The organism is Corynebacterium meitnerae (assembly GCF_027570075.1).
In the GTDB taxonomy this organism is placed as follows: Bacteria; Actinomycetota; Actinomycetes; order Mycobacteriales; family Mycobacteriaceae; genus Corynebacterium; species Corynebacterium meitnerae.
Map to the genome: position 1 here is coordinate 39,430 of NZ_JAKMUS010000004.1, position 26,701 is coordinate 66,130.

15 protein-coding genes, 1 tRNA gene and 2 pseudogenes are annotated in these 26,701 nt (G+C 63.4%); 13 read left to right on the top strand and 5 right to left on the bottom strand.

Annotated elements, in window-relative coordinates; all coding sequences use genetic code 11:
* Positions 1 to 2: 2 nt before the first annotated feature.
* The 4 genes from L8U60_RS03720 to L8U60_RS03735 are packed head-to-tail and all read left to right on the top strand — an operon-like array spanning position 3 to position 9,740.
* Positions 3 to 3,158 (top strand): ATP-dependent DNA helicase, encoded by a 3,156-nt coding sequence (locus L8U60_RS03720; RefSeq protein ID WP_269965050.1) that lies wholly within the window; start codon positions 3 to 5, stop codon positions 3,156 to 3,158.
* Between the two features lie 34 nt (positions 3,159 to 3,192).
* Positions 3,193 to 6,519, top strand: a complete 3,327-nt coding sequence (locus L8U60_RS03725; protein ID WP_269965118.1) for an ATP-dependent helicase — start codon at positions 3,193 to 3,195, stop codon at positions 6,517 to 6,519.
* Between the two features lie 54 nt (positions 6,520 to 6,573).
* Positions 6,574 to 7,695, top strand: a complete 1,122-nt coding sequence (locus tag L8U60_RS03730) for a potassium channel family protein (RefSeq protein ID WP_269965051.1) — start codon at positions 6,574 to 6,576, stop codon at positions 7,693 to 7,695.
* On the top strand, positions 7,695 to 9,740 hold the full coding sequence (locus tag L8U60_RS03735) for an ATP-dependent DNA helicase UvrD2 (RefSeq protein WP_269965052.1): 2,046 nt from the start codon (positions 7,695 to 7,697) through the stop codon (positions 9,738 to 9,740). Before L8U60_RS03730 ends, L8U60_RS03735 begins: the two co-directional genes overlap by 1 nt.
* A 3-nt stretch (positions 9,741 to 9,743) precedes the next feature.
* Here the strand turns inward: L8U60_RS03735 and L8U60_RS03740 are convergent, their stop codons facing one another.
* Positions 9,744 to 10,544 (bottom strand): hypothetical protein, encoded by an 801-nt coding sequence (locus L8U60_RS03740; protein ID WP_269965053.1) that lies wholly within the window; start codon positions 10,542 to 10,544, stop codon positions 9,744 to 9,746.
* A 116-nt stretch (positions 10,545 to 10,660) separates the two neighbouring features.
* Between L8U60_RS03740 and L8U60_RS03745 the strand changes: the two genes are divergently transcribed.
* On the top strand, positions 10,661 to 11,197 hold the full coding sequence (locus L8U60_RS03745) for a M48 family metallopeptidase (protein WP_269965054.1): 537 nt from the start codon (positions 10,661 to 10,663) through the stop codon (positions 11,195 to 11,197).
* A 3-nt stretch (positions 11,198 to 11,200) separates the two neighbouring features.
* Here the strand turns inward: L8U60_RS03745 and L8U60_RS03750 are convergent, their stop codons facing one another.
* Complete coding sequence (locus tag L8U60_RS03750) at positions 11,201 to 12,697, bottom strand: zinc-dependent metalloprotease (RefSeq protein ID WP_269965055.1); 1,497 nt, start codon at positions 12,695 to 12,697, stop codon at positions 11,201 to 11,203.
* 167 nt (positions 12,698 to 12,864) lie between these two features.
* Between L8U60_RS03750 and L8U60_RS03755 the strand changes: the two genes are divergently transcribed.
* Positions 12,865 to 13,914: a YlbL family protein gene (locus tag L8U60_RS03755; protein ID WP_274708458.1), complete on the top strand. Its 1,050-nt coding sequence runs from the start codon at positions 12,865 to 12,867 to the stop codon at positions 13,912 to 13,914.
* On the opposite strand, the gene L8U60_RS03760 is transcribed toward L8U60_RS03755, so the two are convergent.
* Together L8U60_RS03760 and L8U60_RS03765 are read right to left on the bottom strand one after the other, a co-directional pair.
* Positions 13,895 to 14,536, bottom strand: coding sequence for a hypothetical protein (locus L8U60_RS03760; RefSeq protein WP_269965056.1), 642 nt, complete (start codon positions 14,534 to 14,536; stop codon positions 13,895 to 13,897). The two genes, L8U60_RS03755 and L8U60_RS03760, sit on opposite strands and share 20 nt — an antisense overlap.
* 13 nt (positions 14,537 to 14,549) lie before the next feature.
* On the bottom strand, positions 14,550 to 15,026 hold the full coding sequence (locus tag L8U60_RS03765; RefSeq protein WP_269965120.1) for a PPA1309 family protein: 477 nt from the start codon (positions 15,024 to 15,026) through the stop codon (positions 14,550 to 14,552).
* Between the two features lie 205 nt (positions 15,027 to 15,231).
* On the opposite strand from L8U60_RS03765, the gene L8U60_RS03770 reads away from it, so the two are divergent.
* From L8U60_RS03770 to L8U60_RS03785, 4 genes and pseudogenes are all read left to right on the top strand, one after another.
* Positions 15,232 to 18,147 carry a UPF0182 family protein gene (locus tag L8U60_RS03770; protein WP_420840145.1) on the top strand — a complete coding sequence of 972 codons (2,916 nt, stop codon included), beginning with the start codon at positions 15,232 to 15,234 and terminating at the stop codon, positions 18,145 to 18,147.
* A 131-nt stretch (positions 18,148 to 18,278) separates the two neighbouring features.
* A tRNA-Met gene (locus L8U60_RS03775) sits at positions 18,279 to 18,352 on the top strand.
* Positions 18,353 to 18,529: 177 nt separating this feature from the next.
* A pseudogene (locus L8U60_RS03780) lies at positions 18,530 to 19,784 on the top strand (IS3 family transposase).
* Between the two features lie 365 nt (positions 19,785 to 20,149).
* Positions 20,150 to 20,732, top strand: a pseudogene (locus L8U60_RS03785) (ISL3 family transposase); the annotation flags it as partial.
* On the opposite strand, the gene L8U60_RS10885 reads toward L8U60_RS03785, so the two are convergent.
* Positions 20,634 to 20,906: a MerR family transcriptional regulator gene (locus tag L8U60_RS10885; protein WP_420840143.1), complete on the bottom strand. Its 273-nt coding sequence runs from the start codon at positions 20,904 to 20,906 to the stop codon at positions 20,634 to 20,636. The pseudogene L8U60_RS03785 and the gene L8U60_RS10885 overlap by 99 nt on opposite strands.
* Before the next feature lie 167 nt (positions 20,907 to 21,073).
* Here L8U60_RS10885 and L8U60_RS03790 point away from each other — a divergent pair, with 167 nt between their 5' ends.
* The 3 genes from L8U60_RS03790 (at position 21,074) to L8U60_RS03800 (ending at position 26,664) form a co-directional block, all read left to right on the top strand.
* Positions 21,074 to 23,779: an ABC transporter ATP-binding protein/permease gene (locus L8U60_RS03790; protein WP_239245644.1), complete on the top strand. Its 2,706-nt coding sequence runs from the start codon at positions 21,074 to 21,076 to the stop codon at positions 23,777 to 23,779.
* Positions 23,779 to 25,500 (top strand): ABC transporter ATP-binding protein, encoded by a 1,722-nt coding sequence (locus tag L8U60_RS03795; RefSeq protein ID WP_239245647.1) that lies wholly within the window; start codon positions 23,779 to 23,781, stop codon positions 25,498 to 25,500. Before L8U60_RS03790 ends, L8U60_RS03795 begins: the two co-directional genes overlap by 1 nt.
* Before the next feature lie 777 nt (positions 25,501 to 26,277).
* The gene (locus tag L8U60_RS03800) at positions 26,278 to 26,664 is read left to right on the top strand and encodes a YtoQ family protein (protein WP_224784025.1); all 387 of its coding nucleotides are present in this window, start codon (positions 26,278 to 26,280) and stop codon (positions 26,662 to 26,664) included.
* Positions 26,665 to 26,701 lie beyond the last annotated feature (37 nt).

Consider the following 26,701-nt stretch of genomic DNA (forward strand, 5'->3'; position numbering starts at 1 on the left):
GCATGAGTTCCCTGCAGACGCCCGCGCTCCCGCCTCACCCACGGGCCTACCTTGTTCGCCGTGAACGCACGGTGCATGACCGGACGTGGCCTGTTGCCCTGCCTGATGCAGGGGTGTGGAAGGTCACCGGTGAAGCTGGTTCTGGTGTGACCAGCTTCCTCATTGACACCGCTGCTGCCCGCATTGCTGCTGGTGCGGACCCGAATGGGGTGGTGGTGATCACCGCATCGAAGGAATCCGGTGCGCGGGTACGCCAGGAGCTGTCGGACAAGTTGGCCACTTTGGGTTTTGTAGCTGATGAACCGATCGTGCGGTCTGTTCACTCCCTCGCCTTCGCGCTTCTGCGCGCTGCTGAACCTGAGCATGGCGGTGAAGGTGAGCAGATCCGTTTGATCTCCGGTGCGGAGCAGGACTTTGCCATCCGTGAACTCCTCCACGGCCACGTGGAAGACGGCGGTGGTTCCTGGCCGGAAGAACTCCGTCCAGCGCTGCCCATGGTGGGCTTTGCCCGCCAGCTGCGTGACTTCCTTTTGCGTGCGGTGGAGCGCACTCTCACGCCTAACCAGCTCAAGGAGATGGGGGAGCAGCACAACATTCCCACCTGGAGTGCTGCTGGTGACTTCCTCGCTGAATACCAGGCCGTCATGGCGCTCTACGGTGCGCGCAGCTACTCCGCCTCAGAGCTGGTAGATCAGGTTTTGCGCGTACCGCTGCCGCGTACCTGGCACACCGTCATCGTGGATGATGCGCAGCACCTCGACCCGGCTTCAGGGCAGTTGGTGTCCCGCTTGATCGCGGAAGCTGAACTAGCCGTGGTCGGCGGGGATCTAGAGCAGTCCGTGTTCCGCTTCCGCGGTGCATCACCGCTGTTCTTTGCCAATATTGAACGCACCATCCCCGCGCAATACGGCATGGATGTGAACGTGGTGGACCTGGGGGAAACGCGCCGTAAACCTGACGCCGCTGTGGCGATTGCTCCGTCTGAAGCACTCAATCACGCGATGGTGGTGGACACCCTGCGGCGCGCGCACTTGGGTGAGGGCGTGCCGTGGAGTGACATGGCGGTGATTGTCCGCTCCGCCGGGATGATCGAACCGCTGCGCCGTGCCCTGCTGCAAGCCGGCGTTCCTGTGGCGGTCAACCCCACGGACGTGGTGCTCAGCGAGCAAAAGATCGTCATGGCCATGCTGTTGGGGCTGCGCGCGTTGCGCAGCAGTGATAAAGAGCAGCTGAGCATGGCGGACTGGCGCCAGCTCTTGCTTGGCCCGGTGGGTGGCGTGGACCCGGTGACGCTGCGTCGCCTCCTGCGCGGTCTGCGCCGCTGGAAGCCGGAATCCCGCGCGGAGGACACATTGCGGGAGCTGCTGCATCAGCGCGGGGAGCTGCCGGACTTTGGGTCGATGCTGACAGAGCGGGAGCTGAAACTGCTCGAACGGATCCGTGGTGTGCTCGAAGCTGGCCGCGCGGAGATTGAGGCCGGTGGCAGCGTCGAGGAAATCCTGTGGGCCGTGTGGTCCGCGACGAAGCTGGCGGACAGCCTCATGGCCATTGCGCTGCGTGGTGGTGCCGGTGGCTCGCAGGCTGACCGGGACTTGGACGCGATGATGGCGCTGTTCGATGCGGCGGGTGACTTCACGGAACGTCGCCCGACCGCCACGATTGATTCCTTCATCGCCCACATTGAGGAACAAGAGTTGCCCACGGGCGTGCGTGATCGCCGCACCGCGGTACCCGATGCGGTGCCGCTGCTCACCGCGCATGGTGCGGCGGGCCGGGAATTCCGCCGCGTGATCGTCAGCGGTGTGCAGGAGCTGACGTGGCCCACCTTGAGTGAAACGGGCACGCTCATGCGCCAAGAAGACCTCATTGACTTGGTGGATGAAGGGATTGACCCGGCAACGCCGGTGTCCCACACCGCGGACCGCCTGCGGGAAGAAGAGCACCTGTTCCACATGGCCGTCAGCCGGGCAACAGAACACGTTCTGGTCACTGCCGTGGATTGCCCGGATGGGGATGAAGTGGTGGAGCCTTCCCGTTTTGTGGAGGCCTTTGCCAAGAACACCGGTGCCACCCGCACGCTGGTGGTGCCCGATGAGGTGGACATCCCCACCGCGCCGCAGGCTGAGCACGCCACCGATGAGGAGGATCCGTACAGCTACGTGCGCGTCCGTGTTCTCGCCGCGGAGGATGTCATCGCGGAACTGCGCCGCGTTGTCACTGACCCGGAGGCAGACGAGGAGCACGCTAACCAGGCGGCGCGCCAGCTTGTCCGCATGGCGGATGCCGGGATTCCGGGGGCGGATCCGGGGGACTGGTGGGGGGTGAGGGATCCGTCGACAAGCGAAGCGATGGAACCGCCCACGAGGCTCTCGCCCTCGCGGATTGAGGGGCTGCTGCAATGCCCCATGCGCAACGTGCTGGAACGCGATATTGCCGCGACCTCGACAGATGCGATGGCGCGCGGCACGCTCGTGCACTACTTCTTTGAAGCGCTCGGCCGTGGCGCGGACCCAGAGCTCATCCGCGCGGACACGATCAAGGCATACAACGAACTTTTCGACGTGCCGGTGTGGAAACGCGAGAAAGACCTCGCGGCCTTTGAGGAGATGCTGAATAAGGCGACGAGGTGGGTGGACGATACCCGCGGGACTTTTGATGTCCTGGGCGTTGAGGTGCCCGTGCACGTGGAAGTTGCACCAGGTGTGGTGATTGGCGGGCGCATTGACCGTTTGGAGCGTGAGGGTGACGCTGCCGATGACACAGCGCCGGTGCACGTGGTGGACCTGAAGACCTCCAAGTACGCGGTGACCGGCAAGGAGATCGAGGAGCACGCGCAGCTGCTCAGCTACCAGCTCGCGCTCTCACACGGCGTGCTCCGTGATGGGGCAGTGGTGACGGCGAAGGAAGGGGAGACACCACTTTCTGTTGGCGGCGGCACGTTGGTGTACCCGGCAGCAGAAACCGTTGGTGTGACCACGCGGACACAAGCGCCGAAGGATGAGGAACAACGCGCTGAATTCACAGAACTCATCCGACCGCTGCCGGCTGAGATGGCCGGGCCGCAGCTGCGCGCCGTGACCGGTCCCCATTGTGATTTCTGCCAGATCAAGAGCATTTGCCCCGCCCAGCCCGAAGGAGAGGTGACCACCCGTGGCTAACACAGGACAAGACGCACACGGTGCGACAAACCCGATGCCCCCGCGCGTGCTCTCCCAGTACTTGGGCGACGCGTTCCCGCCCACGGACCAGCAAGCGGCGATCATCGGTGCGCAGCCGGGCCCGCTGCTGGTGGTGGCGGGTGCTGGTGCCGGTAAGACCGAAACGATGGCATCACGCGTGGTGTGGCTGGTGGCCAATGGCTACGTGCGCCCGGAGGAAGTCCTTGGACTGACGTTTACCCGCAAGGCTGCACAAGAGCTGGGCAAACGCATCCGTAAACGTTTGGAGCGCCTCGCTGGCAATGAACAGCTGGTACGCCGATTGGACCCGAGCGGCCAGCTGGCGGAGAACCTCACCGCGATTGCCCCGACGGTGTCCACCTATGACTCCTACGCGGGCTCCCTCATCCGCGAATACGGCCTGCTTGTTCCCGTTGAGCCGGATGCGCGGTTGATTACGGATGCGGAGCTGCACTCCATCGCATGGGACGTGGTGTCCAACCACGCCGGTGCGCTGCTGGAAGGAGTGAGCAAGAACCCGTCGGTGGACACGGTGGTGGACACGCTCCTCGCATTGATCACTTCCATGGGCAATGAGGTGTATCCGCCGGAACGCATCAAGGAAGAAGCAGCCGCCTTCATTGACAACCTGGCCTCCCTGCCACGTGGCAAGGCACGGGAGAATTACAACCAAACCCTGCAGAAATGGGTGGATGCCCAGCAGATCCGCACGGCCTATGCAGAACTGGCCGGGGAACTTGCCGCTGAGCTGCGCGCTCGCGGTGTGGTGACGTTTAATGAGCAAATGTCCGTGGCGGCAAAGCTTGCGAGTGAACATGCTGCCGTCGGTACCTCCCAGCGCGACCGCTTCCGCGTGGTCATGCTGGATGAGTACCAGGACACCTCCCACGCACAGCGTGTGCTGCTGCGCAGCTTGTTTGGGGATAACGCCGATGACCCGGAACGCCATGCGCACCCGCTTACCGTCACTGCGGTGGGTGACCCGATGCAGGCGATCTACGGGTGGCGTGGTGCCACCGCGGCGAACCTTGCTGCCTTCGTGGAGGATTTCCCGTTGGCCGACGGATCACCAGCACCCAAGGCGCAGTTGACCACCTCCTGGCGTAACCCGCCGGAGGTGTTGGCGCTGGCGAACTCTGTGTCCGACGCGGTGCTGGGTTCCCCGGACGGCACGCCACGCGCAGTGGAGCCGTTGGAGCCGAAGCCGGAAGCAAGCCCCGGCCAGGTGGAGATCGGCTACTTTGCCACGGAAGACGAAGAAGTCGATGCCATCGCCGATGCGATCGCGGCTGATTACAACACGAAGATCAGTGCTGGTGAAGCCGTGGAATCGGCGATTTTGGTGCGTAAGAACCGGCACTCGCCGCTTTTCGCTGAAGCCTTGGAACAGCGCGGCGTGCCCTACGAAATCGTTGGCGTGGCTGGCCTGCTCACGGTGCCGGAAATCGCTGACACCGTTGCCGTGGCGCGCATGCTCGTTCACCCGCAGGATTCCACCGCGGCCCTGCGCATCCTTGCTGGCCCGGCCTGTGGGCTGGGTTTGAAGGACATCAGTGCGTTGTCCCAGCGTGCCGTGAACTTGGCCGGCGGGCGCCAGCGTGCCAGCGCCGCTGATGAACTGGGCCCGGATGCGGATGCGCGTGAGCGCCTGCAGGTCCAGCTGGCGGAGCTCATCGCCGACGCGGAAAACACCAAGGGGGAAAACGAACGCCACGTGGGCTTGGCCGATGCTGTTGCGGACCTGGGTGAAACAGACCGCTACAGCGAAGAAGGGCTCGTGCGCCTGCAGGCACTCTCCGCGAAACTGCGCCACCTGCGCAAGTACAGCCTGGGCAAACGATTGCCGGATCTCTTCGCGGACATCATCTCCGTGTTTGGCATTCGTACCGAGGTGCTTTCCCGCAATTCCGCAACGGGTGCGGTGCACCTGGATGCCTTTGCCAAGGTTGTGTCTTCCTATCCCGGCTCGGACCTGGAAGGCTTCCTGAGCTACCTCGACCTGGCCGCGGAACACGAAGACGGTTTGGAACCGGGCGCTGTGGTGACCAGCGGGGACCGCGTGCACATCCTCACCGCGCACAAAGCCAAGGGCTTGGAGTGGGACACCGTTGCCGTGGCCCACGCAGATGACAAGACGTACGCGTCCAAGGTGGCCACCTTCCTCACCCAGGTGCCGTACGTGCCGGATGATTCTTTCGATGCGTTTGAGCATGCGGAGAACCGCTCCGACTTCCAGAATCTGGCCAAGGAGTACCTGGACCAGAAACGCCGCGACCTCGGCGAGGAGTCCGCGCGACTGTTCTACGTTGCCGTCACACGCGCCGCGAAGCGCCTCATCGTCACCGCATCAGCCAAGGTCGCTGGCCGCAAGGCAGAAGCGCAGCCCTATGAGCACTTCTTGCCGTTCAAGGAGATCACGCTGGGTGGCACCCCAGCGGCCACCGTCATGGAGTGGTGGGATGGTCAGTCCGATGAGGATGAGATTGAGCTGTCCGCTGCCCACGAAGGGATCTGGCCGAATTTCTCGGCTGAGCCCGAAGCGGTAGCGGGTGCAGCGATCGTCCGTGCGGCGCAGGCCAACCTGCCGGCGAAGCCGGACAGCACCCGCAGTGATGACGCCGGTGAGTTGTTCACTCAGTGGGAAAACGACGTCACCGCGCTGATCAATGAGCACATCGCGGCGCAAAGCCCGGAGGTCGCCGTGACCATGCCAGGCACGCTCACCGCATCCGACATCGTCGCTTTGCGCGCCGACCCGGAGCAGTTCGCCCGCCGCGCGCGCCGCCCCGTGCCGTTCAAACCGAATTCCTACGCCAAGCGCGGAACAGCATTCCATGAGTGGGTGGAAGGTTTCTTCGGGGCACGGCCACTGCTTGACGACGATGAATTGCCCGGCAACACCGAACCCGACGTGGACGCCGCCACCCTGATTCGCCTCAAAGAATCCTTTGAGCGCAGCCAGTGGGCCGGGCGCACCCCAGAACACATCGAGCACCCCTTTGAGATTGATCTGGGCACGTCCACCGTCCGTGGCCGTATTGATGCGATCTTCTTGGATGCACCAGACCCGGTGACGGGGGAGCAGTCCTGGACCATCGTTGACTGGAAAACTGGTGGCAAGCCGCAGGCAGCAGACATGCGGGCCGCGGAGCTCCAGTTGGCGGTGTACAAGGAAGCCTGGCGTCGCATCGCGGATGATGGCCGCAAGATCAATGCAGTGTTTTTCTATGTCCGCACCGGCGAAAACTTCGCCCCATCTGACCTGCCGGAACGTGCGGAGCTGGAGGAGCTGTTGCAATCTGCAGCCGTAGAAGGTCTAGAGTCCGATCTAAAGTCCTAGTGATGAGAGTGCTCACTCTCAACCACTAGAGAACCTGCAAAGAGTGGAGGTGGCATGAGGCCGTCGTTTAAGGCGCCGATTCGGTTTCGGGAACGGCTGCGTGGTGAGGATCTCACGGCGCTGCCTGATCACGCGCTGATTAATGTCATCCGCCTGCCGCAGACAGTACGCACCACCCCGTGGGCGCTGATTAGCCGCAGGTTCCTCTACGCCATCCTGCTCATCGTCATCGTGTCGGTTCTGGTGTGGCTGGACAAGGACGGTTACACCGAACCGCTGACCTTCATCGATGCGGTGTACTACTCGGCCGTGTCACTGTCCACCACCGGCTACGGTGACATCACCCCGGTGACGCAAACCGCCCGGGTGTTCAACATTCTGGTTGTCACCCCGATGCGTGTGGCATTCCTGATGCTGCTCGTCGGTACCACCCTGTCCGTCCTCACCGAGGACTCCCGCAAGACCCTGCAACTTCAACGCTGGAGGAAATCCGTGCGCAACCACACCATCGTTATTGGCTACGGCACGAAGGGCCGCTCCGCTGTGGAGGCGCTCCTGGCTGAAGGGATGGCGCCGTCCAACATCGTGGTCATTGATGACAACAATGAGTCTTTGGCCCACGCGGAACACCGCGGCCTCGTTGCCGTGCACGGCAATGGCACGAAGGCGGATGTGCTGCGCATCGCGGGTGTCAGCCGTGCCCGTTCCGTCGTGGTGGCGCCGTCGTCGGATGACACTGCAGTGCTGGTCACCTTGTCCGTGCGTGAGATCAACCCTGGCGTGAACATCGTGGCTTCTGTCCGCGAAGCAGAAAACCAGCACCTGCTGGAGCAATCCGGTGCGGATTCGGTGGTGATCTCCTCTGAAACGGCGGGCCGTCTGCTGGGTATTGCTACCAGCACGCCGTCTGTGGTGGAGATGATTGAGGATCTGCTGAGTCCTGATGCTGGCTTCACCGTTGCGGAACGCGCCATCGTGGATGATGAGGTCGGCTCCAACCCGCGCCACCTTGCTGACATAGTTCTTGGCGTTGTGCGCTCCGGTGAGCTGTACCGCCTTGATTCGCCGGAAGCAGAGTCCGTCGAGCCGGGCGATCGCCTGCTGTACATCCGCTACGCCGATGACACTCAGGATGATCTGACGGAGGCAGCGCGCCTGCAGGAAGACGATCTCTAGTGATTGATCTGAGCCAGCTTGATAGCGATCAGCGGGTGGCCGCCACCGCCCCCCGCGGACCCGTGTGCATCCTGGCGGGCGCCGGAACAGGTAAGACCCGCACGATTACGTACCGCATTGCGCACCTGATTGATCAGGGTTTCGTGGCGCCGCAAAAGGTCCTTGCGGTGACGTTTACTTCCCGTGCAGCAGGCGAGATGCGTGACCGTCTGCGCGGTATGGGGATTGGCGGTGTGCAGGCCCGCACCTTCCACGCGGCAGCACTGCGCCAGCTGCGCTACTTCTGGCCACAGGTGGCGGGGGATCTGCCGTGGCAGCTCATTGACAACAAGTTCCCCCTCGTCGCCCGAGCCACACGCACTGTTGGCTTGGAGCCAGACAAAGAACTCGTACGTGACCTTCTCACGGAGATTGAGTGGGCAAAGGCATCCTTGATCAGCCCTGATGGCTATGCCGAGAAGATCGCCAGCATTCACCGCGAGCCACCGGCCGATGTGGAGAAAGTCGCGGCGGTGTACAAGCGCTACGAGGAATCTAAGACCAGCCCGGAAGGGATGGCGCTGGATTTTGATGATCTGTTGCTCCACGTCGCCGGCGCCCTGGAGAATGCGCCAGCCGTGGCAGAAGAATTCCGCAGCCAGTACCAAACGTTCGTGGTGGATGAGTACCAAGACGTCACCCCGCTCCAGCAACGAGTGCTGGAAGGCTGGTTGGGGCAGCGCGATGATCTTACGGTGGTGGGTGATGCCAACCAGACGATTTATTCGTTCACGGGCGCAACGCCGGACTACCTGCTGAACTTCTCCCGGACCTACCCGCACGGCACCATTGTGAAGCTGCAACGGGACTACCGCTCCACCCCTGAAGTGACAGACCTGGCCAACACGGTGATCTCCAAGGCCACTGGCCGCGTGGCCGGCACTCGCTTGGAGCTGCAGGGCATGCGCGATCCGGGGCCGGACCCGGTCTTTGCGTCCTACCCGGATGAGCCGACGGAGGCACGTGAGGTGGCCGCCGAGATTAAGAAGCTCATAGCCGCCGGAACCCCAGCCCGAGAAATCGCGGTGCTGTACCGCCTTAATGCCCAGTCCGTGGCATTTGAGCAGGCGCTGTCTGATGCCGGAATCGTGTACCAAGTCCGTGGTGGGGAAGGCTTCTTCACCCGTCCGGAGATCCGTGAGGCCATCAACACCCTGGTGGGTGCTACCCGCCGGACTGATCTGCCGGATGATCCGGTAGCCATTGCCCGGGCAGCATTCGCCCCGCTGGGCTTGAGTTCCAAGGAGCCGGAAGGTGCCCGTCAGCGTGAGCGCTGGCAGACACTCAACGCGCTGGTGGAGTTGATCTCCGACATCGTTGCCACCGGGGAAGCAACCAACCTGCCTGGTGTCCTGCAATCCCTGCGCCAGCGCGCGGAATCCAAGCAGCCACCCTCTGTTGACGGCGTGACCTTGGCCAGCTTGCACGCGGCTAAAGGTTTGGAGTGGGATGCAGTCTTCCTCGTGGGCCTGGTGGAAAAAACTCTTCCGATTTCGCACGCCATCAAGGCCGGGGACGAAGAGGTGGAAGAGGAACGCCGCCTGTTCTACGTTGGCATCACCCGCGCCCGTGAGCACCTGCAGCTCTCCTGGTCTTACGCCCGCCAGGAAGGTGGCCGGAAGTCCCGTGAGCGTTCCCGCTTCCTCGATGGGATTGCGCCACAGCTGGAAGTGGAAGCAACACCGGAGCGTCTCAAGCGAGCGAAGGCCTGCCGCATGTGTGGCTTCCCGCTGGACACCCCCGCGGAGAAGAGTCTGGGCCGGCATGAGGACTGTGAGCCGACCTACAACGAATCGGCGTTCCTTGCCCTCAAGCAGTGGCGGTTGGACCTCGCGCGGGAGAATAACCACCCGCCGTACCTAGTGTTCACGGATGCCACGCTGTTGGCCATCGTCGAAGAGATGCCGGAATCGCCCGCTGACCTGCTGAATATCTCAGGCATCGGTCCAGCGAAGTTGGAACAGTACGGCGAGGGTGTCCTCGAAGTACTGGAGGGGTTCCGCTAACCCTTACACAGCACACACCGGGCAGCGAGGATGCATGCCGAGGATCTCTGTCTGCACCGGGGCTGGGCCGAAAGGATCAACAGCGATCGTGGTGCCCACCTGCAGCGCGCTCGTGGATAACCCCGGCGGCAGTGGAATCTCCAACGCCTGGCGGATGAGCGTCGTGGCGGCCGCAGCACCGGCGGATAACACCACCGGGTCAGTCGACGGCGGCCCATCGGGCAGATCGGTGGCCACCTGGTGCATGCCGGGATCGCGGTCCAGCAGGTAAAACTCGGCGCACACCAAGCATGGTCCCGTCTCACCGTGGCCCACCGGGCCCACCACAACGCGGGCATCCACCGTGATGGCGGGGATATTCCACGTCCGCTTCGTCGGCAATCGCCGGTCCACAGCAATGTGGCGGGCCACGCGATCCACAATCACCAGCGGTACATCATCGGGCAGCCGGTGGAGAAAAGCCCCTTCGGATTCCTCACCCATCGGTCCCCGCACAGCCACGCCGGATTCCTCCAGCAGGGCCCGGAGAGACTTCGCCAGCGGGGACGAACCCAGCATTGCCACGGTGGCCTGGGGTTTGGGGAGGAGGATGCGGTAGGCCAGGAGGTCGTCGATAAGCGAACGTGCCGCTCCCTCCGTAAACCCGTCGATGCCCATGAGCATCGCACGCACCTCGCGGATGCGCGTGGGCGTGCTCAACCCGGCGAGTAGTGGGCGCAATTTATCAGCGAAAGGCGTTTCGACGACCCCACTACGCGTCGCGTCCATCCCAAATTGCAGCACCCCTGGCTCGCGGCGTGACACGTGTACTCCGCGCGCGAGCGTGACTAATGTGGAATCTCTCATCATCCCCCCATGAATGATCTAACCCCCGAACAACATGTGGGCACCATCGAACCACAGAAAGAGCCCCGCGCGCTATGCCACGACACAACACCCCAGCTCACCATGGTGACTGGCCGCCGGAAGGCGTGGATATTATCCGCTCTGCACGGCGCACGCGCACGGTGCAGGCACGGCACAAGGGTGACCGGATTGAGGTGCGTATACCCGCCCGGTTCACAGCGAAGCAGGAGCGCGACGCGGTGGGGGAGATTCTGGCGAAGCTGGCTAAGAAATCAACCTCGCAGCGTGCTTCCGACGAGGAGCTACTAGCGCGTGCCCACACTCTCAACCGCACCGTCTTAGGCGGGCGGGCACGTATTGGTTCCGTGCGGTGGGCGAGCAATCACAACACCCAGTGGGGATCATGCACCGTATCCACCGGTGACATCCGGATTAGTGACCGGCTGAAAGACACACCTGACTGGGTTGTGGATGCGGTGCTTGTCCACGAACTCGTGCACACCTACATCCCTGGCCACGGCCCTGATTTTTGGGAGCAAGCAGACAAAGTGCCCCACGCCGAAAGGGCGAAGGGCTACTTGGAGGCCTACCAGCGCTTCGGGCCGAACTAGGCCCTAATTCAACTTGTCGTCGGTGCCATCAGCACCGCCGTCCTGGTCATCTGCCGGACGGTCGTCCTCACTCGGGCCGGACTCATTGGCCAGCATCTCTTCGAGCTTGGCAATCTCCTCATCGAAGGCGGAATCCGGCGCGTCATCCAGCAGGGTGTCAATGAATGCAGCCGGGTTGTCCAGGTGCTCCGCGGTGGGCAGGAAGTCCGGGTGGTCCCAGACCTTGTCACGGCGCTCCACACCCACAGCCTGGGTGATACGACGCCACAGCTCAGCGGCCTCTTGCGTCTTCGGTGCGCCGAGCTCAATGCCCACGACGTTGGAGAACGCATGCTCCGCGGAACCGCCGGTGGCGCGGCGACGTGCCCAGGACTCAGCCAGCGCACCGGTGGACGGGATACGGTCCGTCAGCGCCTCTTCCACAACCACATCAACCCAGCCCTCAACGAGAGCCAGCAGGGTTTCCAGACGCGCCGCGGCCGCCGCATTGCGGGAAGTGATACGCGGTGACAGGTCCATGTCCTGCATGCGCTGCATTGCTTCCTGCATCTTCATCGGGTCACCGGACTCCAGGTCCAGTTCCCGGACGGCTTCCTCGATGTGGGAGGTGTCCAGCTCCAAGCCGATGGAGTATTCCTCCACGGAGGACACGATGCGCTCCACCAGCCACGGCACGTGTGTGAATAGGCGCTGGCGGGCGGCTTCCAGCGCACTGACATACACGAGGACTTCCTGTCCAGGCACGGCAAGCTGCGCCGAAATGGGTTCCACGTTCTTGGTCACAATGCCGATGACCCCGGTGGGGCCGACGGGCAACCCAAAGTCATTGCCGGTGAGCGTCTGATTAGCCAGATCACCCAGCGCCTTGCCAAAGCGGGCGCCAAAGTTCATGGAATTGAAGTGGCCGAGCATCTGCGTGATCGGGCCGAAGATCTCCCGTGCCTCCGCCGGCATCGAATCGAGCTGCGCGCGGCCCATGTTCTCTGCCACGGGGCTGACCATGCGCTTCCAGGTGGGCAGCGTGTTCTTCACCCAATCATCGGTGCTCCACGCCTCCGGGCGTGCACCGGAATCCGGCAACGTGGATGCGTCATCCAGCCACAGGTTGGCCAGGCGCACAGACTCCGTCACCGCATTCGCGTCATTCGCCGTTGCACCACGCGGGTTCTTCAACACCTGGCGGGCAGCGCGCAGGGCAACGTTGTAGTCCACCGCGTCCTTCTGCGGAGCAGACCCTGCAGAACCAGCAGACCCAGTAGCGCCACCAGCAGCACCGCCGAACATTTCGCTGAACTGGTTCAAGATGTCGGACAGGTTCCCGCTGAAGTTGCCACCGAAGGCTTGCCCACCACCGAAGTTGAAGCCGAACTGGCCAAACGGGTTGTGCTGATCATCCCGGTTGTTGCCGTCTTGCCCACCGTCGCGGCTGTTCTGACCGTCGCGATCATCCCGATCGTCCCGGTCATCGTTGGGGAAAGAGAACCCGAATCCATTAACCATGGTGGCCAGCCTACCGGCGTGCGTGGAATCACCGCGAGGCATAAGGCCAGGATGGTCAACGCTGAGAGCGAACATGAGCGGCTGTTGTAGGCTTAACAGCCGTGAATCAGCCCACCGATTATGCCGATAGCACCGCAACCACCCCGGCCCCCGCACCCCGAAAGGGCCTGCGCCGCGCTGTGATTGCCACGGGCGTGCCGCTCGCGGTGATCACCGCGGCGCTGGTGGTGGGCGGCGTTCCGGGCACGAATATCAAGCTCACCGTGCCGTATGCGGCGCAGGGGGCGGGCCCGACCTTCAACACGTTAGGGGATGTGCAGGGCACGCCGGTCATTGATATTGAGGGCGCGGATGTGGATGAGACCTCCGGCACGTTGGACATGACCACGGTGTCCGTGCGCACGAATATGACTTTGGGCCAGGCGCTCAGCCGCTGGCTTATTCACCATGACTCGATCGTGCCCATCGGCCAGATCATGCCGAAGGATGTCTCGGATGAGGAGATGCGTCAGTACAACGAGCAGGCCTTCGTTGCCTCCGAAGCCGCAGCGACGGTTGCGGCGATGCGTCACCTGGGCGAGCCCACTCGTGTCGTCGTTCACGGCGTGCTCAAGGATGCGCCAGCCGCGGACGAATTGCACCCCGCCGATGTGCTGACCAAGGTTGCTGGCCGCGAGGTCACAGAGCCGCAGCAGGTGCAGAAGATCGTGCGTGAGCACGCGCCGGGTGACACGATCGAGGTCGAGTACCTGCGCAACAATGAACCCGGTACTGCGTCCATCAAGCTAGGCACGAACCCGGAGGATAAGGCCCTGCCACTACTCGGCGTGACCATGACATCGGAGCCGGCCGGGGATATCACGGTGAATTACAACCTCAATGACATCGGTGGGCCGAGCGCGGGCATGATCTTCAGCCTCGCCGTCATTGACAAACTCTCGCCCGGTGAACTCAACGGCGGCCGCAAAGTCGCGGGCACTGGAACCATCGCCGAAGACGGCAGCGTGGGCCCCATCGGCGGTATTGCTCACAAGATTGAGGGTGCGCGCGATGGGGGAGCGGAGCTCTTCCTCGCTCCGGAGAAGAACTGCGACGAGGCACGCAAGGCCGATGCCGGAAATATGACAGTGGCCAGCGTGACCAACATCGATGATGCGATCTCGGCGATGGAAGACTTCGCTGCCGGCCGCCCCGTGACTACTTGCGCTGCTGACTAGTCGTGGTCTCTGCCGTCGGCTCGGAGTAGCTGTCCGCCAGGCCCAGCATGAAGATCCGCTGTTCCGGATCATCCACGTCGCTGGCCACCATCTGCTGGAGCACTTTGCCTTCTTGCTTATCGACGACAGTGATCACCGCCGTCTTCCCCAACATCGACCAGCCCACCAGCTTCTCGTCCGTCTCCTCCACAACGCGTGAACTGGACAGGCCGGTGAGCACCTCGGCGGTATCTTCCGCCATGGACTTAGACGCAAAGAACTGCAGCTGGCCTACGGTCGGACCGGAGCAGTCGTAGGAGCCCTTGAGGCTGGTTTCAACGCAGGACTCCAAATCGTCGAAAAGCGATTCAGGCGCGAGTGAGGCGAACTTCTCGCGCACATCATCCACGACCTTCTCATCACCGCGGCGGCGCTTGCTGCTTGTCGACGTCTCCGTCGTCTCGCTCTCACTCGACTCCGTGGTGGTTTCTTCCGTGCTCGACGTCGCCGTCGTTGTTTCCGGCGTGCTCGACGGCGTCGGCTCCGGTGCGGGCTCCTCGTTCGATGAGCATGCGACAAGCGTGACGCTCAAGGCGAGAGCGGCTGGAATGCACGCGAGGCGGGTCAATGGCAGTGACGGCACGGGGGTGAGCTCCTTATTCGTTATCCAGGCTGTATCGTAGCGCGCCGATGACCGCGGGGGCGACTCCCGGACCCCCACGCAACTGGATCTCATCCTGAGCAAACGGGCCCGCTGCCTCCAATTCCTCCTCTGTTGGACGGATCTGCAGCAGCGTCAACTCCAGTCCCTCCTCACGCAGCACGCCGGAGAACAGGCGGGCGGGGCGCGCCTGCTGCTCGGCCTCAGCAGTGTCCTTAAACATAATCTCCTGCGCCAAGATCACCCCGGCGATCTCCTCTGGCCAGGCCAGGCGGGTGAGGTAATCGCCCAATTCATCTGAACCGGGCTGAATGTGCTCCGGGATGTCCTCCTGCACGATCAGCGTCAGTGGCGCAGCTTCATCCTCCAAACCCGCCAACTGGTCTGCCACCAATGCGGTGGGCACCAGTGCAAACAACGTTGGCGCCGCGTCCCACCCTTCGGCGTGGACGAATTCGACGGCCTCCATCATGGCCTTATTCAGCGCCTGTTGCGTCAGCGCGGGGGTGTGCTCAGACACTGTGCGGGAACCCTTCTGGTCTTTTAAGCGTTAAGCAATTTAGTGTTGAAGTTTACATAGCCTCACTCAGTGCTGATTTTTATAGATCCTCAAAGGAGCTTCGATTTTGGCCACGCGCCTGAATATTCCTCGTCCGAAGCCGCGGAAATCCAACACCATGCTGGTGGTCTTTGGTGTCCTCGCGGTGCTCACCCTTCTCGTTCCCATGCTGGTGAACCTGTACACGGAGTTCCGCTGGTTTGGGGAGCTGGATTACCGCAGCGTGTTCACCAAGGTGATCCTGGTCCGCATCGTGCTGTTCGTGCTGTTTGCACTCGTCGGCGGTGCTATCACCTTTGCTGCTGCCTTCTTCACGTGGCGCACGCGTGAGAAGAACTCGGTGTTCTCAGACCCGAATTCACCGGTTGCGCAGTACCAGGCATCCATCCAGTCCACCGTGCGTGGCCTGCTCGTGTGGGTGCCCATCATCGTTGGTGTGGTCACCGGTGTGCTGGGCCAAGGCACGTGGCGCACGTTCATGCTGTGGCTCAACGGTGGTGATTTTGGTACCACGGACGCACAGTTCGGCCGAGACCTTGGCTTCTACGCCTTTGCTCTGCCGGTGCTGTCCCTCATCGTCAGCGTGCTGTCCATGCTGCTGGTCATCGCCTTCCTCGTCGGCGTAGTAGGCCAGTACTTGCTCGGCGGCATCCGCGTGGCCAACCAGGTGGCCGGCACCAAGGGTTACATCTCCACGGCCGCACGCATCCAGCTGGCAGCTACCGCTGGCCTGTGGCTACTGGTCAAGGCATGTGATTACTGGCTGCAGCGCTACAGCCTGCTGTACGGCAAGAATGACATCTTTACCGGTGCGTCTTACACCGACATCAACGCTCAGCTGCCGGCGCGCATCATCCTCATCGTCATTGCGGTGCTGGTTGCGGCGGCCTTCTTCGCGTCCATCGTGTTCAAGGACTTCCGTATTCCGGTCCTGGCAACCGTGCTGATGGTTCTGTCCTCCTTGGTCATCGGCCAGGCATGGCCGGCTCTGATCCAGCAGTTCTCCGTGAATCCGAACCGCCAGGAGCGTGAGTCCGAGTACATCTCCCGCAATATTGAGGCAACGCGGGAGGCCTATGGCCTGACCGATGACAAGGTCACCTATGAAACGAACTGGGGCGCGGAGCCCGCTAACGATGGGGAAGTGGGCAATGATTCGGCGACAATCTCGAACATCCGCCTGCTCGACCCGGACATTCTGGCGCCGACGTTTACGCAGAACCAGCAGCTGCGTAACTTCTACGGCTTCCCGAAGAACCTGGCCATGGACCGCTATGAGGTCGATGGTGAGATGCGTGACTTCGTTGTTGCTGCCCGTGAGCTGGACCCGAACGCCCTGCGTGAGAACCAGCGTGACTGGCTGAACCGTCACACCGTGTACACCCACGGCAATGGCTTCGTAGCCGCCCAGGCCAACATCGTCGATGAGGCTGCACAGGATGCTGGCTCCACCCGTGGTGGTCTGCCGGTGTTCACTGTCTCCGACCTGCAGTCCAACGCCAATGCTGCGGAAAAGGAGGATGCGGAGGAGCTCGGCATCCGTGCGGAGCAGCCGCGTGTCTACTACGGTCCGGTCATCGCTTCGGCTCAAGATGGCCTTGACTACGCCATCGTCGGCGACGTGGGCCAGGGCCCGCTGGAGTACGACACTGATACGTCTTCCTTCACCTACGACGGCAAGGGTGGCGTGGGCATTGGCAACTGGATTGACCGTGCTGCTTTTGCCCTGAAGTACCAGGAGATGAACCTCATCCTGTCTGACCGTGTGGGCAAGGACTCCAAGATCCTGTACGACCGCGACCCGCGCAAGCGTGTGGAAAAGGTCGCCCCGTGGCTGACCACGGACCAGATGACCTACCCGGCGGTTATTGATGGCCGCATTAAGTGGATCGTCGACGGCTACACCACGCTGTCCGCACTGCCGTATTCCACCCGCACGTCCCTGCAGGACACCACGCAGGATGCCCTCAACCCGGATGGCACCAACCAGCGTCTGGTGAACAATGAGGTGGGCTACATCCGCAACTCCGTCAAGGCAACGGTTGATGCCTACGACGGCACAGTGGAACTCTACGCTTTCGACGAAGAGGATCCGGTTCTCAAGGCATGGATGGGCGTGTTCCCGGACACCGTGAAGCCGGCCAAGGACATCCCGGACACCTTGCATGAGCACCTGCGTTACCCGGAGGACTTGTTTAAGGTTCAGCGTGAACTGCTGGCCCGCTACCACGTGTCTGACCCGGGCGTGTTCTTCAACAACGATGCGTTCTGGTCTGTCCCGAATGACCCGACGGCACCGGAAGGCCGTAAGGAACTGAACCAGCCGCCGTACTACGTCGTGGCATCTGATCCGGAGACTTCCGAGCCGACCTTCCAGCTGATCACCCCGTACCGTGGTTTGAGCCGTGAGTTCCTCGCCGCTCACATGACTGTGACGTCTGATCCGCACAACTACGGCAAGATCACCGTCCGCGTCCTGCCCACCAACACGCAGACCCAAGGCCCGAAGCAGGCGCAGGATGCCCTCATGTCCTCCGACCAGGTGGCCCGCGACCGCACGCTGTGGGAGGGTTCCAACACCCTGAAGAACGGCAACCTGCTCACCCTCCCGGTTGCGAACGGGGAGATCCTCTACGTTGAGCCGATCTACTCGCAGCGCAAGGACCAGGAATCCGCATTCCCGAAGCTGCTTCGTGTCCTCGTGTTCTACAAGGGCCGCGTGGGCTACGCGCCGACCGTCTCCCAGGCTCTCAGCCAGGTGGGCATTGATGCGAAGGAAGCCCAAGACATCAGCATTGTCGACGCTGACGGCAACACCACCGAACCCAAGGATGCTGCCGCCGACACCGACAAGGCCGAAGGCGACAACAAGCCCAAGCCGGCGGAGAGCCCGGACAACAAGGACTCCGCACTGAAGGCTATCGACGACGCCTTGCGCGGCATCGAAAACGCCCGCAACGGCTCCTTCGAGGAATACGGCAAGGCCCTGGACAACCTTGACCGTGCCGTCAAGGACTACCAAAACATCCAGTAGTCACCAGCACATCCCCTGGTTGCCCAACCGCAACAGCAAAGCGGCAGCCAGGGGATTTGTCGTTCTAGTACCCCGTGCGTATAGTTAACGCCGTTGTCATTTAGACAGCAGGTGAATTAAATATCACTCGACGCGGGGTGGAGCAGCTCGGTAGCTCGCTGGGCTCATAACCCAGAGGTCGTAGGTTCGAATCCTGCCCCCGCTACTAAAACAAGACCCCTACCAGTGGAAATGAACTGCTCCCCATTAGTTGGACTGAGAAATCAGTTACTGACTAGTGGGGAGTAGTTTTCATTGAGAGCACGAAGTTCGCTAAGTGAGCAGCAGCGTGAACAGTTGGTTGAGCTTTTCGAGCAGGGCATGGGGTGCAAAGCAGCGGCAAGTGCTCTCGGGGCCTCCAGACACGCCGTGCAGAGTCTCTACCGTCGGTTTGTGCTGCGTGGCAGGCTATGTCTCGTGGAGAAACCGACAAAGCAGCAGTATTCGTTCGAGATCAAAAAGGAAGTCGTCGAGCGCCACCTTGCTGGCGAGACAAGGATGGATCTTGCGCGTGAGTTTGGTCTGTCGTCAGACCAGCTCGTCAAAGACTGGGTGCGGAAATGGCGCAAAGGTGGCGACGAGGCACTAATACCGAAGCCGAAGGGCAGGCCCAAGGGGTCGACTGCACCGAAGCGGCTTACCGAAGCAGAGCAGCTGCGACGCCAGATCGAACGGCTGGAAGCGGAAAACGCTTATCTAAAAAAATTGCGGGACTTGAGGAATCAGGGACACGCTTGAAAGTCCAGGCGATTGTCATCCTCAAGTCGCACCACCGCTTGGAATACCTCCTAGAAGCAGCAGGTATCCCACGGTCAACCTTCTTCTACCACCAGAAACGCCTCAGCCAACCGGATAAGCACGCCGCGCTTAAAGATGCGATCCGGGAAAGCTTCGAACGTAACAAGCATCGCTACGGCTACCGGCGAGTCCTCCTTGACCTGCGTAACCAGGGCTGGGTGGTCAACCACAAACTCGTCTACAAACTCATGTGCGAGATGGGGCTGCGAGCCAAGGTCCGCCAGCGCAGGCCGTATGTTTCCTACGCTGGGACGATCAGCCACATCGCTGACAACAAGCTCGACCGCAAATTCACCCCGGATCAGCCAAATACCGTTTTTGTCAGCGACGTCACCGAGTTCAGGGTCGCAGGCCGAAAAGTGTATCTGTCACCAGTGATGGACCTGTTCGATCGTTCAATTGTTGCCCACACAGTGGATACATCACCGTCGACAGCGTTTACCGCTGCCTCTTTGTCCAAGGCGATTGCGGTTTGTGCGCCTGAACCCGGGTGGATGATGCACACCGATCAAGGCTTCCAGTACCAGCATTCCTCGTGGCGCAACTTGATTCATGACAACGGTGGTGTGCAGTCAATGTCGCGTAAAGCCAACTGCTACGACAACGCAGTCATGGAGAACTTCTTCGGGCACTTGAAAACCGAGATGTACCACGGAGAAGTCTTCGACACCGTCGCAGAATTCAACCAGGCAATCAATGAGTACATCCAGTGGTACAACACCGAACGCATCCAACAACGACTCAAGGGCCTGACCCCGATGCAATACCGGAATCAGACCCTTGAAACCCTAACCGCCTAGAATTAAACCAGTCCAACTTTCGGGGGCTAGTTCAAAACGCTGGTAGGGGTCTTTTCTTCTGCTTAAACCCGGAGCCCAATGGTGTGTTGGTTTTGCGCGATCTCGGTTTCAGCAATGTCCATCAAATGCACGAGACGAGGCTTGATGCGTATTACAGGTTAGGCTAACCTAACTTGAGAATGATTGCTATCTTCTGAGAGGGCAACACAGCGCCGCTTGTGACTGACGAACCCCGAGCACCTAACCCGAAACCGCCGCGTGGACGCGGCCCACACACCCGGAGACAGAACCAGATGAAGTCGATTGCCCAGATCGTCCAGCCGAGGTTCCTCAGCCGCTATGCGCGTGAACCGATGGATGCCGCCGCCGTCGACCAGGTTCTGCCGCAGGCGAGGAAGGTGATGGATCCGTTTCACGTCGTGCATCTGGCCGCGGACAAGCTCACTGGCTGCCGGCGGAGGCTCCAACGTGAGACCACGGGGCGGCGTGGACGCAAGGATGATCCGCTGTACAAGCACCGGCGGACCTTGCTGGCCAGGAGGAACTACCTCGCCGAGCGGCAGAACAGGCGGCTGGACCTGTTGTGGGCCACCGATGACGAATACGTGGCACTCGAGGTCACGTGGATGGCTCTCACAGGACATGATCCAGGCCTACGGGCACCCGAAGACATCGGAGGGCAAGAAGTTGAGGATCATCAACACCCTGCGTAAGGGCGTGCCGAAAGGTCTGGAGGAGCTGGCCCAGCTGGGTCGGACGTTGTGGCGCTGGCGCGAGGACGTGCTGGCTTACTTCGACATCGGGGCGTCCAACGGGCCGGTCGAGGCCATCAATGGCCGGTTAGAGAATCTACGGGGGATCGCCCAGGGGTTCCGCAACCTCGACCACTACATCTTGCGGTGCCTGATTCACTCCGGGCAGCTGCACACCCGGATCAACGTACTCTAAATCGTGAAGAACCCGTAAAGCGGAAATCAATTCGAGGCGCTCGCGGTGCGCGGGACCGTAGACGGACGTGGTCTGGTTCTTCTTCGCCCCGGGCGGAAGCAGGCCCTCGCGGATGTAGTACTTGATGGTCGCGGTCGACCTGTCCGTGGCCGCCGCGTGCTCGCCGAGCTTCATCGTGCCGCCCTTTCGATCGGGGATGGCCGCATTGGGCAGTGGCGCTACCTTGCCGATGGTCGGACGCCATGGAACCTGTCATATAGTTAGGCTAGGCTATCCTTCAAATGTCTGCGTCGGTCCCGTGCGCTTTGCGACGGGACCCATCCTCGAAAGGTGAGTGGTCGATGGCGAAGGGGTTTGAGGCCGTCGTACTCCGTGGCCTGGGCGCCAAGGAACATGCGGTGACCGTGATCGGGAAACGCCGGCTCGCGCCGCACTTCATCCGGGTCACGTGCCGCTCGGAAGGGCTGCTCGATCCGAAGGGGGAAGCGCCGGCGAACTGGCTGCGCCTCTGGTTCCCCGACCCCGACGGCGGCCCGAAGGAGTTCCAGCGCGGCTACACGCTCGTCGATCCCGATCCGGCGACCGGCGAGTTCTCCATCGATTTCGTCATACACGAGCCCGCCGGGCCCGCCTCGCACTGGGCGGTGAACTGCGAGGAAGGCGACCGGATCGTCGCCATGCGCTACGGCGAGCAACCCTTCGCCCTGCCCGAGCCGCCCCCGGCGGGGTACCTGCTGCTCGGGGACCTCGCCGGCTATCCGGCGATCCGCGCCCTGGTCGCCGCCATCCCCGAGGACAGCCCCGTGGTCGTCTACCTGGAGCGGCACAGCCCCGACGACGACCACATCGCCCTGCCCGAGGGCCCGAACATCACCGCGTCCTGGGTCGACGAGCTTCCCGACGGGCAGGCGCTGGTCCAGGCGATCAGCGACGGGGACTGGGCCGGCTGGTACGCCTGGGTGACCGCGGAAACCGCGTCGACCCGGCACGCGAAGACACTGCTGCAGAAGAAATTCGGACTCAACCGAGCGACCTTGCACGCGCATGCCTACTGGGTCCGCGGACGCCAGATGGGCAAGACGCAGACCATCGATTCGGCGGGTCCGGAGGCAACCGAGGCGAAGGGCGCGTCGGCTGCGCCTGTCGCCGCCGACGCGGACGCCGCCTCCGATGTCAACGTCATGGCGGCTGCCTCCGCTGCCTCCGGCGCCTCGGCCACCGCCGGCACCACCGGCGCTTCGTCCAGCGCCTCCACGTCCGCAAGTGCCGGCGCCGTCGGCTCCACCGACGCTCCCGAACCCCGGCAAACCCCCGGCGCCGACGCCGGCAAGGGGGGTGTGCTCCGGCCGCTCAAGCGTCCGCTCATCGCCGCAGGCATCGTCGAGGGAGCGCTGTCCCTGCTGCAGCTGATCCCCTTCATCCTGTTCGCGGAACTGGCCCGGCTGTTCGTCGAAGGGGCACCTGCGGAGGCTTTCGCCAAACCGGCGATCTGGGCGGTGGTCGCGATGGCCGTCTCGGCGGCGGGGACGACGCTGCTGGTGCTGTGGCTTCACTTCCTGGACGCCAACTTCGCCACGGCGCTGCGGCATCGCCTCTTGGCGAAATTCTCCCGGCTGCCGTTGGGCTGGTTCATGCGCGGCCGGGCGGCCGACGTCAAAAAGATTGCCGGCGATGACGTCAGGGCACTGCATTACCTGGTCACCCACGCGGTGCCCGACATCGTCGGCGCCGTCGTCGCGGCGCTGGGCAGCCTGATCTACCTGTTCGCCGTCCAATGGCGATTGGGCCTGGTACTGCTGCTGCCGATCGTCGCCTATATCTACGTCATCAAGGGAATCCAGCGTCGCGACAAGGACAAGGTGCTGCAGAACCAGCGGTACGAGGTGCTGGCGGCGGGCCAGACCCAGGCCTTCATCGGCTCGCGCGGGACCTCCGCGGTCTTCGGGCCGAAAGCGGTCGTCGACCTCGAGGGCACGCTGCGGGAATCCGGTGATTTCATGGCCGATTGGCAGCGCGACACCGGCCCCCGCAAGATCATCGCGGTGATGACGAACCGCCCCACCACGGTGCTGGGCGTGCTTCTAGTGGCGGGATTCGCGATGGTCGTGGCGGGCTGGATGCCGGCGACGGATCTGATCCCCTTCCTCATCCTGGGCACGTCCTTCGGCGGCCGGTTGCTGAACCTCGGGTTGGGCGTGGCCAGTTTGTCGGGCGGACTTGACGCCAAAGCCAGCGTCGAGCTTTTACTGGCGACGCCGGAGCTCGCGCCCCCGGTGGATCGTCCCGCGCCCCCGGGCCACGTGCGTTTCGACCACGTCGATTTCACCTACGGCGGCGGCCGGAAGGTCATCGACGATCTTTCCCTCACGCTGGAGCCCGGCAGCGTCACCGCGCTGGTGGGCCCCTCGGGGGCGGGCAAGTCGACGGTGGCGGCGTTGCTGGCCCGGCTGTGGGACGTCACCGGCGGTTCCGTGAGCATCGACGGGGTCGACGTGCGCGATCTCACCCAGGAGCAGCTGTATTCCTCGGTGTCGGTGCTGTTGCAGGATGCCCAGCTGGTGCATGCGAGCATCCGCGACAACATCGCGCTGAACCGTCCCGAGGCGACCGACGCCCAGATCCGCGAGGCTGCGGAGGCCGCGGACGTGCACCGGGTCATCGAAGCGCTTCCCGACGGCTACGACACCGTGGTCGAACCGAACCGTCTTTCCGGCGGCGAACGCCAGAGGGTGGCCATCGCCCGCGCGCTGCTGGCGAACACCCCGATCGTCGTGTTGGACGAGGCCACTGCCGCGGCCGACCCGGACTCCGAGGCCGCGATCCACCGTGGGCTCGAACGCCTGCTGGCGGGCAAGACGGTGCTGATGATCGCGCACCGGCTGCACACGATCAAGAATGCCTCGCGGATCCTCGTCCTGGACGAGGGGAAAGTGGTGGAAGAGGGCACGCATTCCCGGCTCGTCGCGGCGGGTGGGGCTTATCGGCGGATGTGGGATGCGCATTGCGGCGCACCCGTGTCCGTCGCCGTTGAATCGGAGGAGAACTGATGTTACGGGATCTGCACTTCGTCGTCGGGGGAGGTCGTCCCCTGTGGTCCTTCTTCGGCGCGGTTGCCGTGTCGGCACTGCTCCAGGTGGCGGCCGTCGTTACCCTCTACCCGCTGTTGGGCGCGCTGTTCTCGGCGGAACCCGGGGCGGCGTTGCCGTGGCTGGCGCTGTTGCTGCTGTTCGTGGCCTGCAGTTGGGGTGTCGACATCTTCGCCGCCCACAGGGGGCTCGATCTGGGCATCGCCGTCATGCGCGAGATCCACAGCAACGCCCCGGGTGCCGTGCTTTCGTGGCCGGATGCTCGGCTGACTTCCGAAAAGGAAGGTGCCATCCGCGATTTGGTCACCAAGGCCAGCACGGTCACCTCGGCGGTGATCCTGCTGATCGGGCCCGTGATCACCTCGATTGTGTTCATCTTCGGGTTGGGCATCGGGCTGCTGCTCGTCTCTCCCGCGCTTGGCGCGGTGACGTTCCTCGGCGGCATCGCTTGCCTGGGGTCGCTGTGGGCGTCGGCGAAGCTGGAGGACAGGTCCACGGCGGAGTTTGCGGCGGCCAATGCCGGTCTCGATGACAGGCTTTTCGAGTTCGCGCTCGTGCAGCCGACCTTGCGCACCGCGCGCCGGGTGGACGCGAGCACCCGATTGGTTGACCGGGCCATCGCCGAGGCGCGGCGGAAGACCCGCAGGGTCCTGCTTTGGCAGATCCCCGGGCAGCAGGTGTTCACGGTCGTGGTTCAGCTGGTGCTGTTGGCGTTTGGGTTCACGGTGTGGTGGTCCTACGACCGTTCGGCGTTGACCGGAGCCGCGGCTGCCGCGTCGATTGTGGTGTTGCTCCGGGTCGTCGAGCAGGCCAACGTTCAGGCGGGATCGGTGGGGGCCGTCGTCGAGCTGCGGCGCTCCCTGTCCGAAGTGCGCGAGCTGATGGAAGTCGAGCGGGTCCGCGCCGGCGGCCCGGGCGAGGGCCTCGCCACGGTGGAGGTCCGGGGCGTCGATGTCACGTTCCCCGACGGCACGACGGGGCTCGACGGCATCGACGTGGACTTCGCGCCGGGCACGATCACGGCCGTCGTCGGCCCGTCCGGCAGCGGCAAGTCGACGCTGGTGTCGCTGCTGGCCGGGCTGACGGTTCCCGGCGTGGGCACGGTCGACGTTGACGGGAAACCGGCTTCCCCCGGTGACCTGCGCGGCCGCGCCGCGATGGTGTTCCAGCGCACCGTCCTGCACACGGGGTCGATTCGCAACAACCTGCTCGCCGTGAACCCGGACCTGACGCAGCCGGAATTGGATGCGATCGCCGTCAATTGCGGCCTGGCCGAGGCGATCGAGCGCTTGCCCGATGGCTGGGACACTCCCGTCGGCGAGCTGGGCAATCGGCTGTCCGGGGGCGAGCGGCAGCGGCTGGGCCTGGCCCGCGCCCTCGCCAAGCCGGCATCGATCCTGCTTGTCGACGAAGGCACCTCGGCCCTGGACGGGCGCAATGAGCGGACGGTGACCGATGCCCTGTCTGGGCTGCGCGGCTCGTACACGACCGTGGTCGTCGCCCACCGCCCCGCGATGGTGGAGATCGCCGATCGCGTCATCGTCATGGAATCGGGGCGGGTGGTGGAAGCTGGCCCCATCGATGAGTTGGAGAAGGCCGATGGGCCCTTCGCCCGCATCGCGGAGCAGTGGCGGGAAGCGGCGACGTGGGGGATCGGCGAGGCGCAGAGCGTCAGCGGATAGCGGTCCCGGGCCCCGCCGGTGGCGGTCCAGGGCGCCGGCATGAGCCGGCGGGTGGTGGGCCGGGCCCCGGGGCCGGTGGCCGACCCGGGTGTCGGCCGTTTGCGTGGCGACGGGACGTCGTAAAGCGTCGGGGATGGCACGCCCCCGCATGGCCTGTGCGCGTCGACGATTGCCACCGTCAGCTTCGGCGTACTTGGGCATCGTGCGCGGGAACCGGCGGGCGCACGCGGGCAACATGATCAGCTCGTACGTCGACAAGTTGATCGGATTCGGGTTCGCCGCGCCGAGAAACACCTCCGCCCTCAGTTGCGCGGCAAACGGCGAAGCCGCGATCGGCCCTGATGCCAGTTGCTTCGATCCCAAAGCTGGATGGGCTCGTTGCGCGCCGGGTACCGGAGCGCCGGGTCGACGACTTCGTCGACGTCGTCGAACTCGGCGGCCGACTCGATCATCTCGGCGAAAACGAAGCCCGCCAGATCCGGGGCCAGGCGCAGGTCTTCGGAATCGCCGTCGGACGAAGATCCCGAACTCGGCGAAACGGTCGGCAGCCTCGGAGAGGACCAGATACTCCTCGGGCCACGGCGCGAGTCTCCTCGGCGCTCTCACGTCCCGACTGCGCAACCGCCGCTGAACGCGATCAATGAGGGCCACTCGGGTATGGTGCGCCGATGAACGGGGGAGGTGCGGGGGCACATCCAAGTTTCAGTGAAGGAGTAATCGGCCATGAGCTTCAACGTGTACCTTTCCGGCGAGATCCACACCGATTGACGTGAGGAAATCCAGCGCGGCGCCGAGGCCGCCGGACTGGACGTGGTCTTCACGGCGCCGGTCACCGATCACGACGCCAGCGATGCCGCCGGCGACCACTTGGGAGAGGCGCCCGCCGGGTTCTGGCGCGACCACCAGTCGTCGAAGGTCAACTCCATCCGGACCCGCACGCTGATCGAGAAGGCCGACATGGTCGTCGTGCGCTTCGGCGACCAGTACAAGCAGTGGAACGCCGCCTTCGACGCCGGCTACTGCGCGGCCCTGGACAAGCCGTACGTCACGCTTCACGGCGAGGACATCGTCCACCCGCTCAAGGAAGTCGACGCCGCCGCCCAGGCGTGGTGCACGACCACCGACCAGGTCGTGGAGATCCTGCGCTACGTGCTCGAGGCGTAACGCCACCGTCGGGGAGTCGCACGCACCGGCCGGTGGA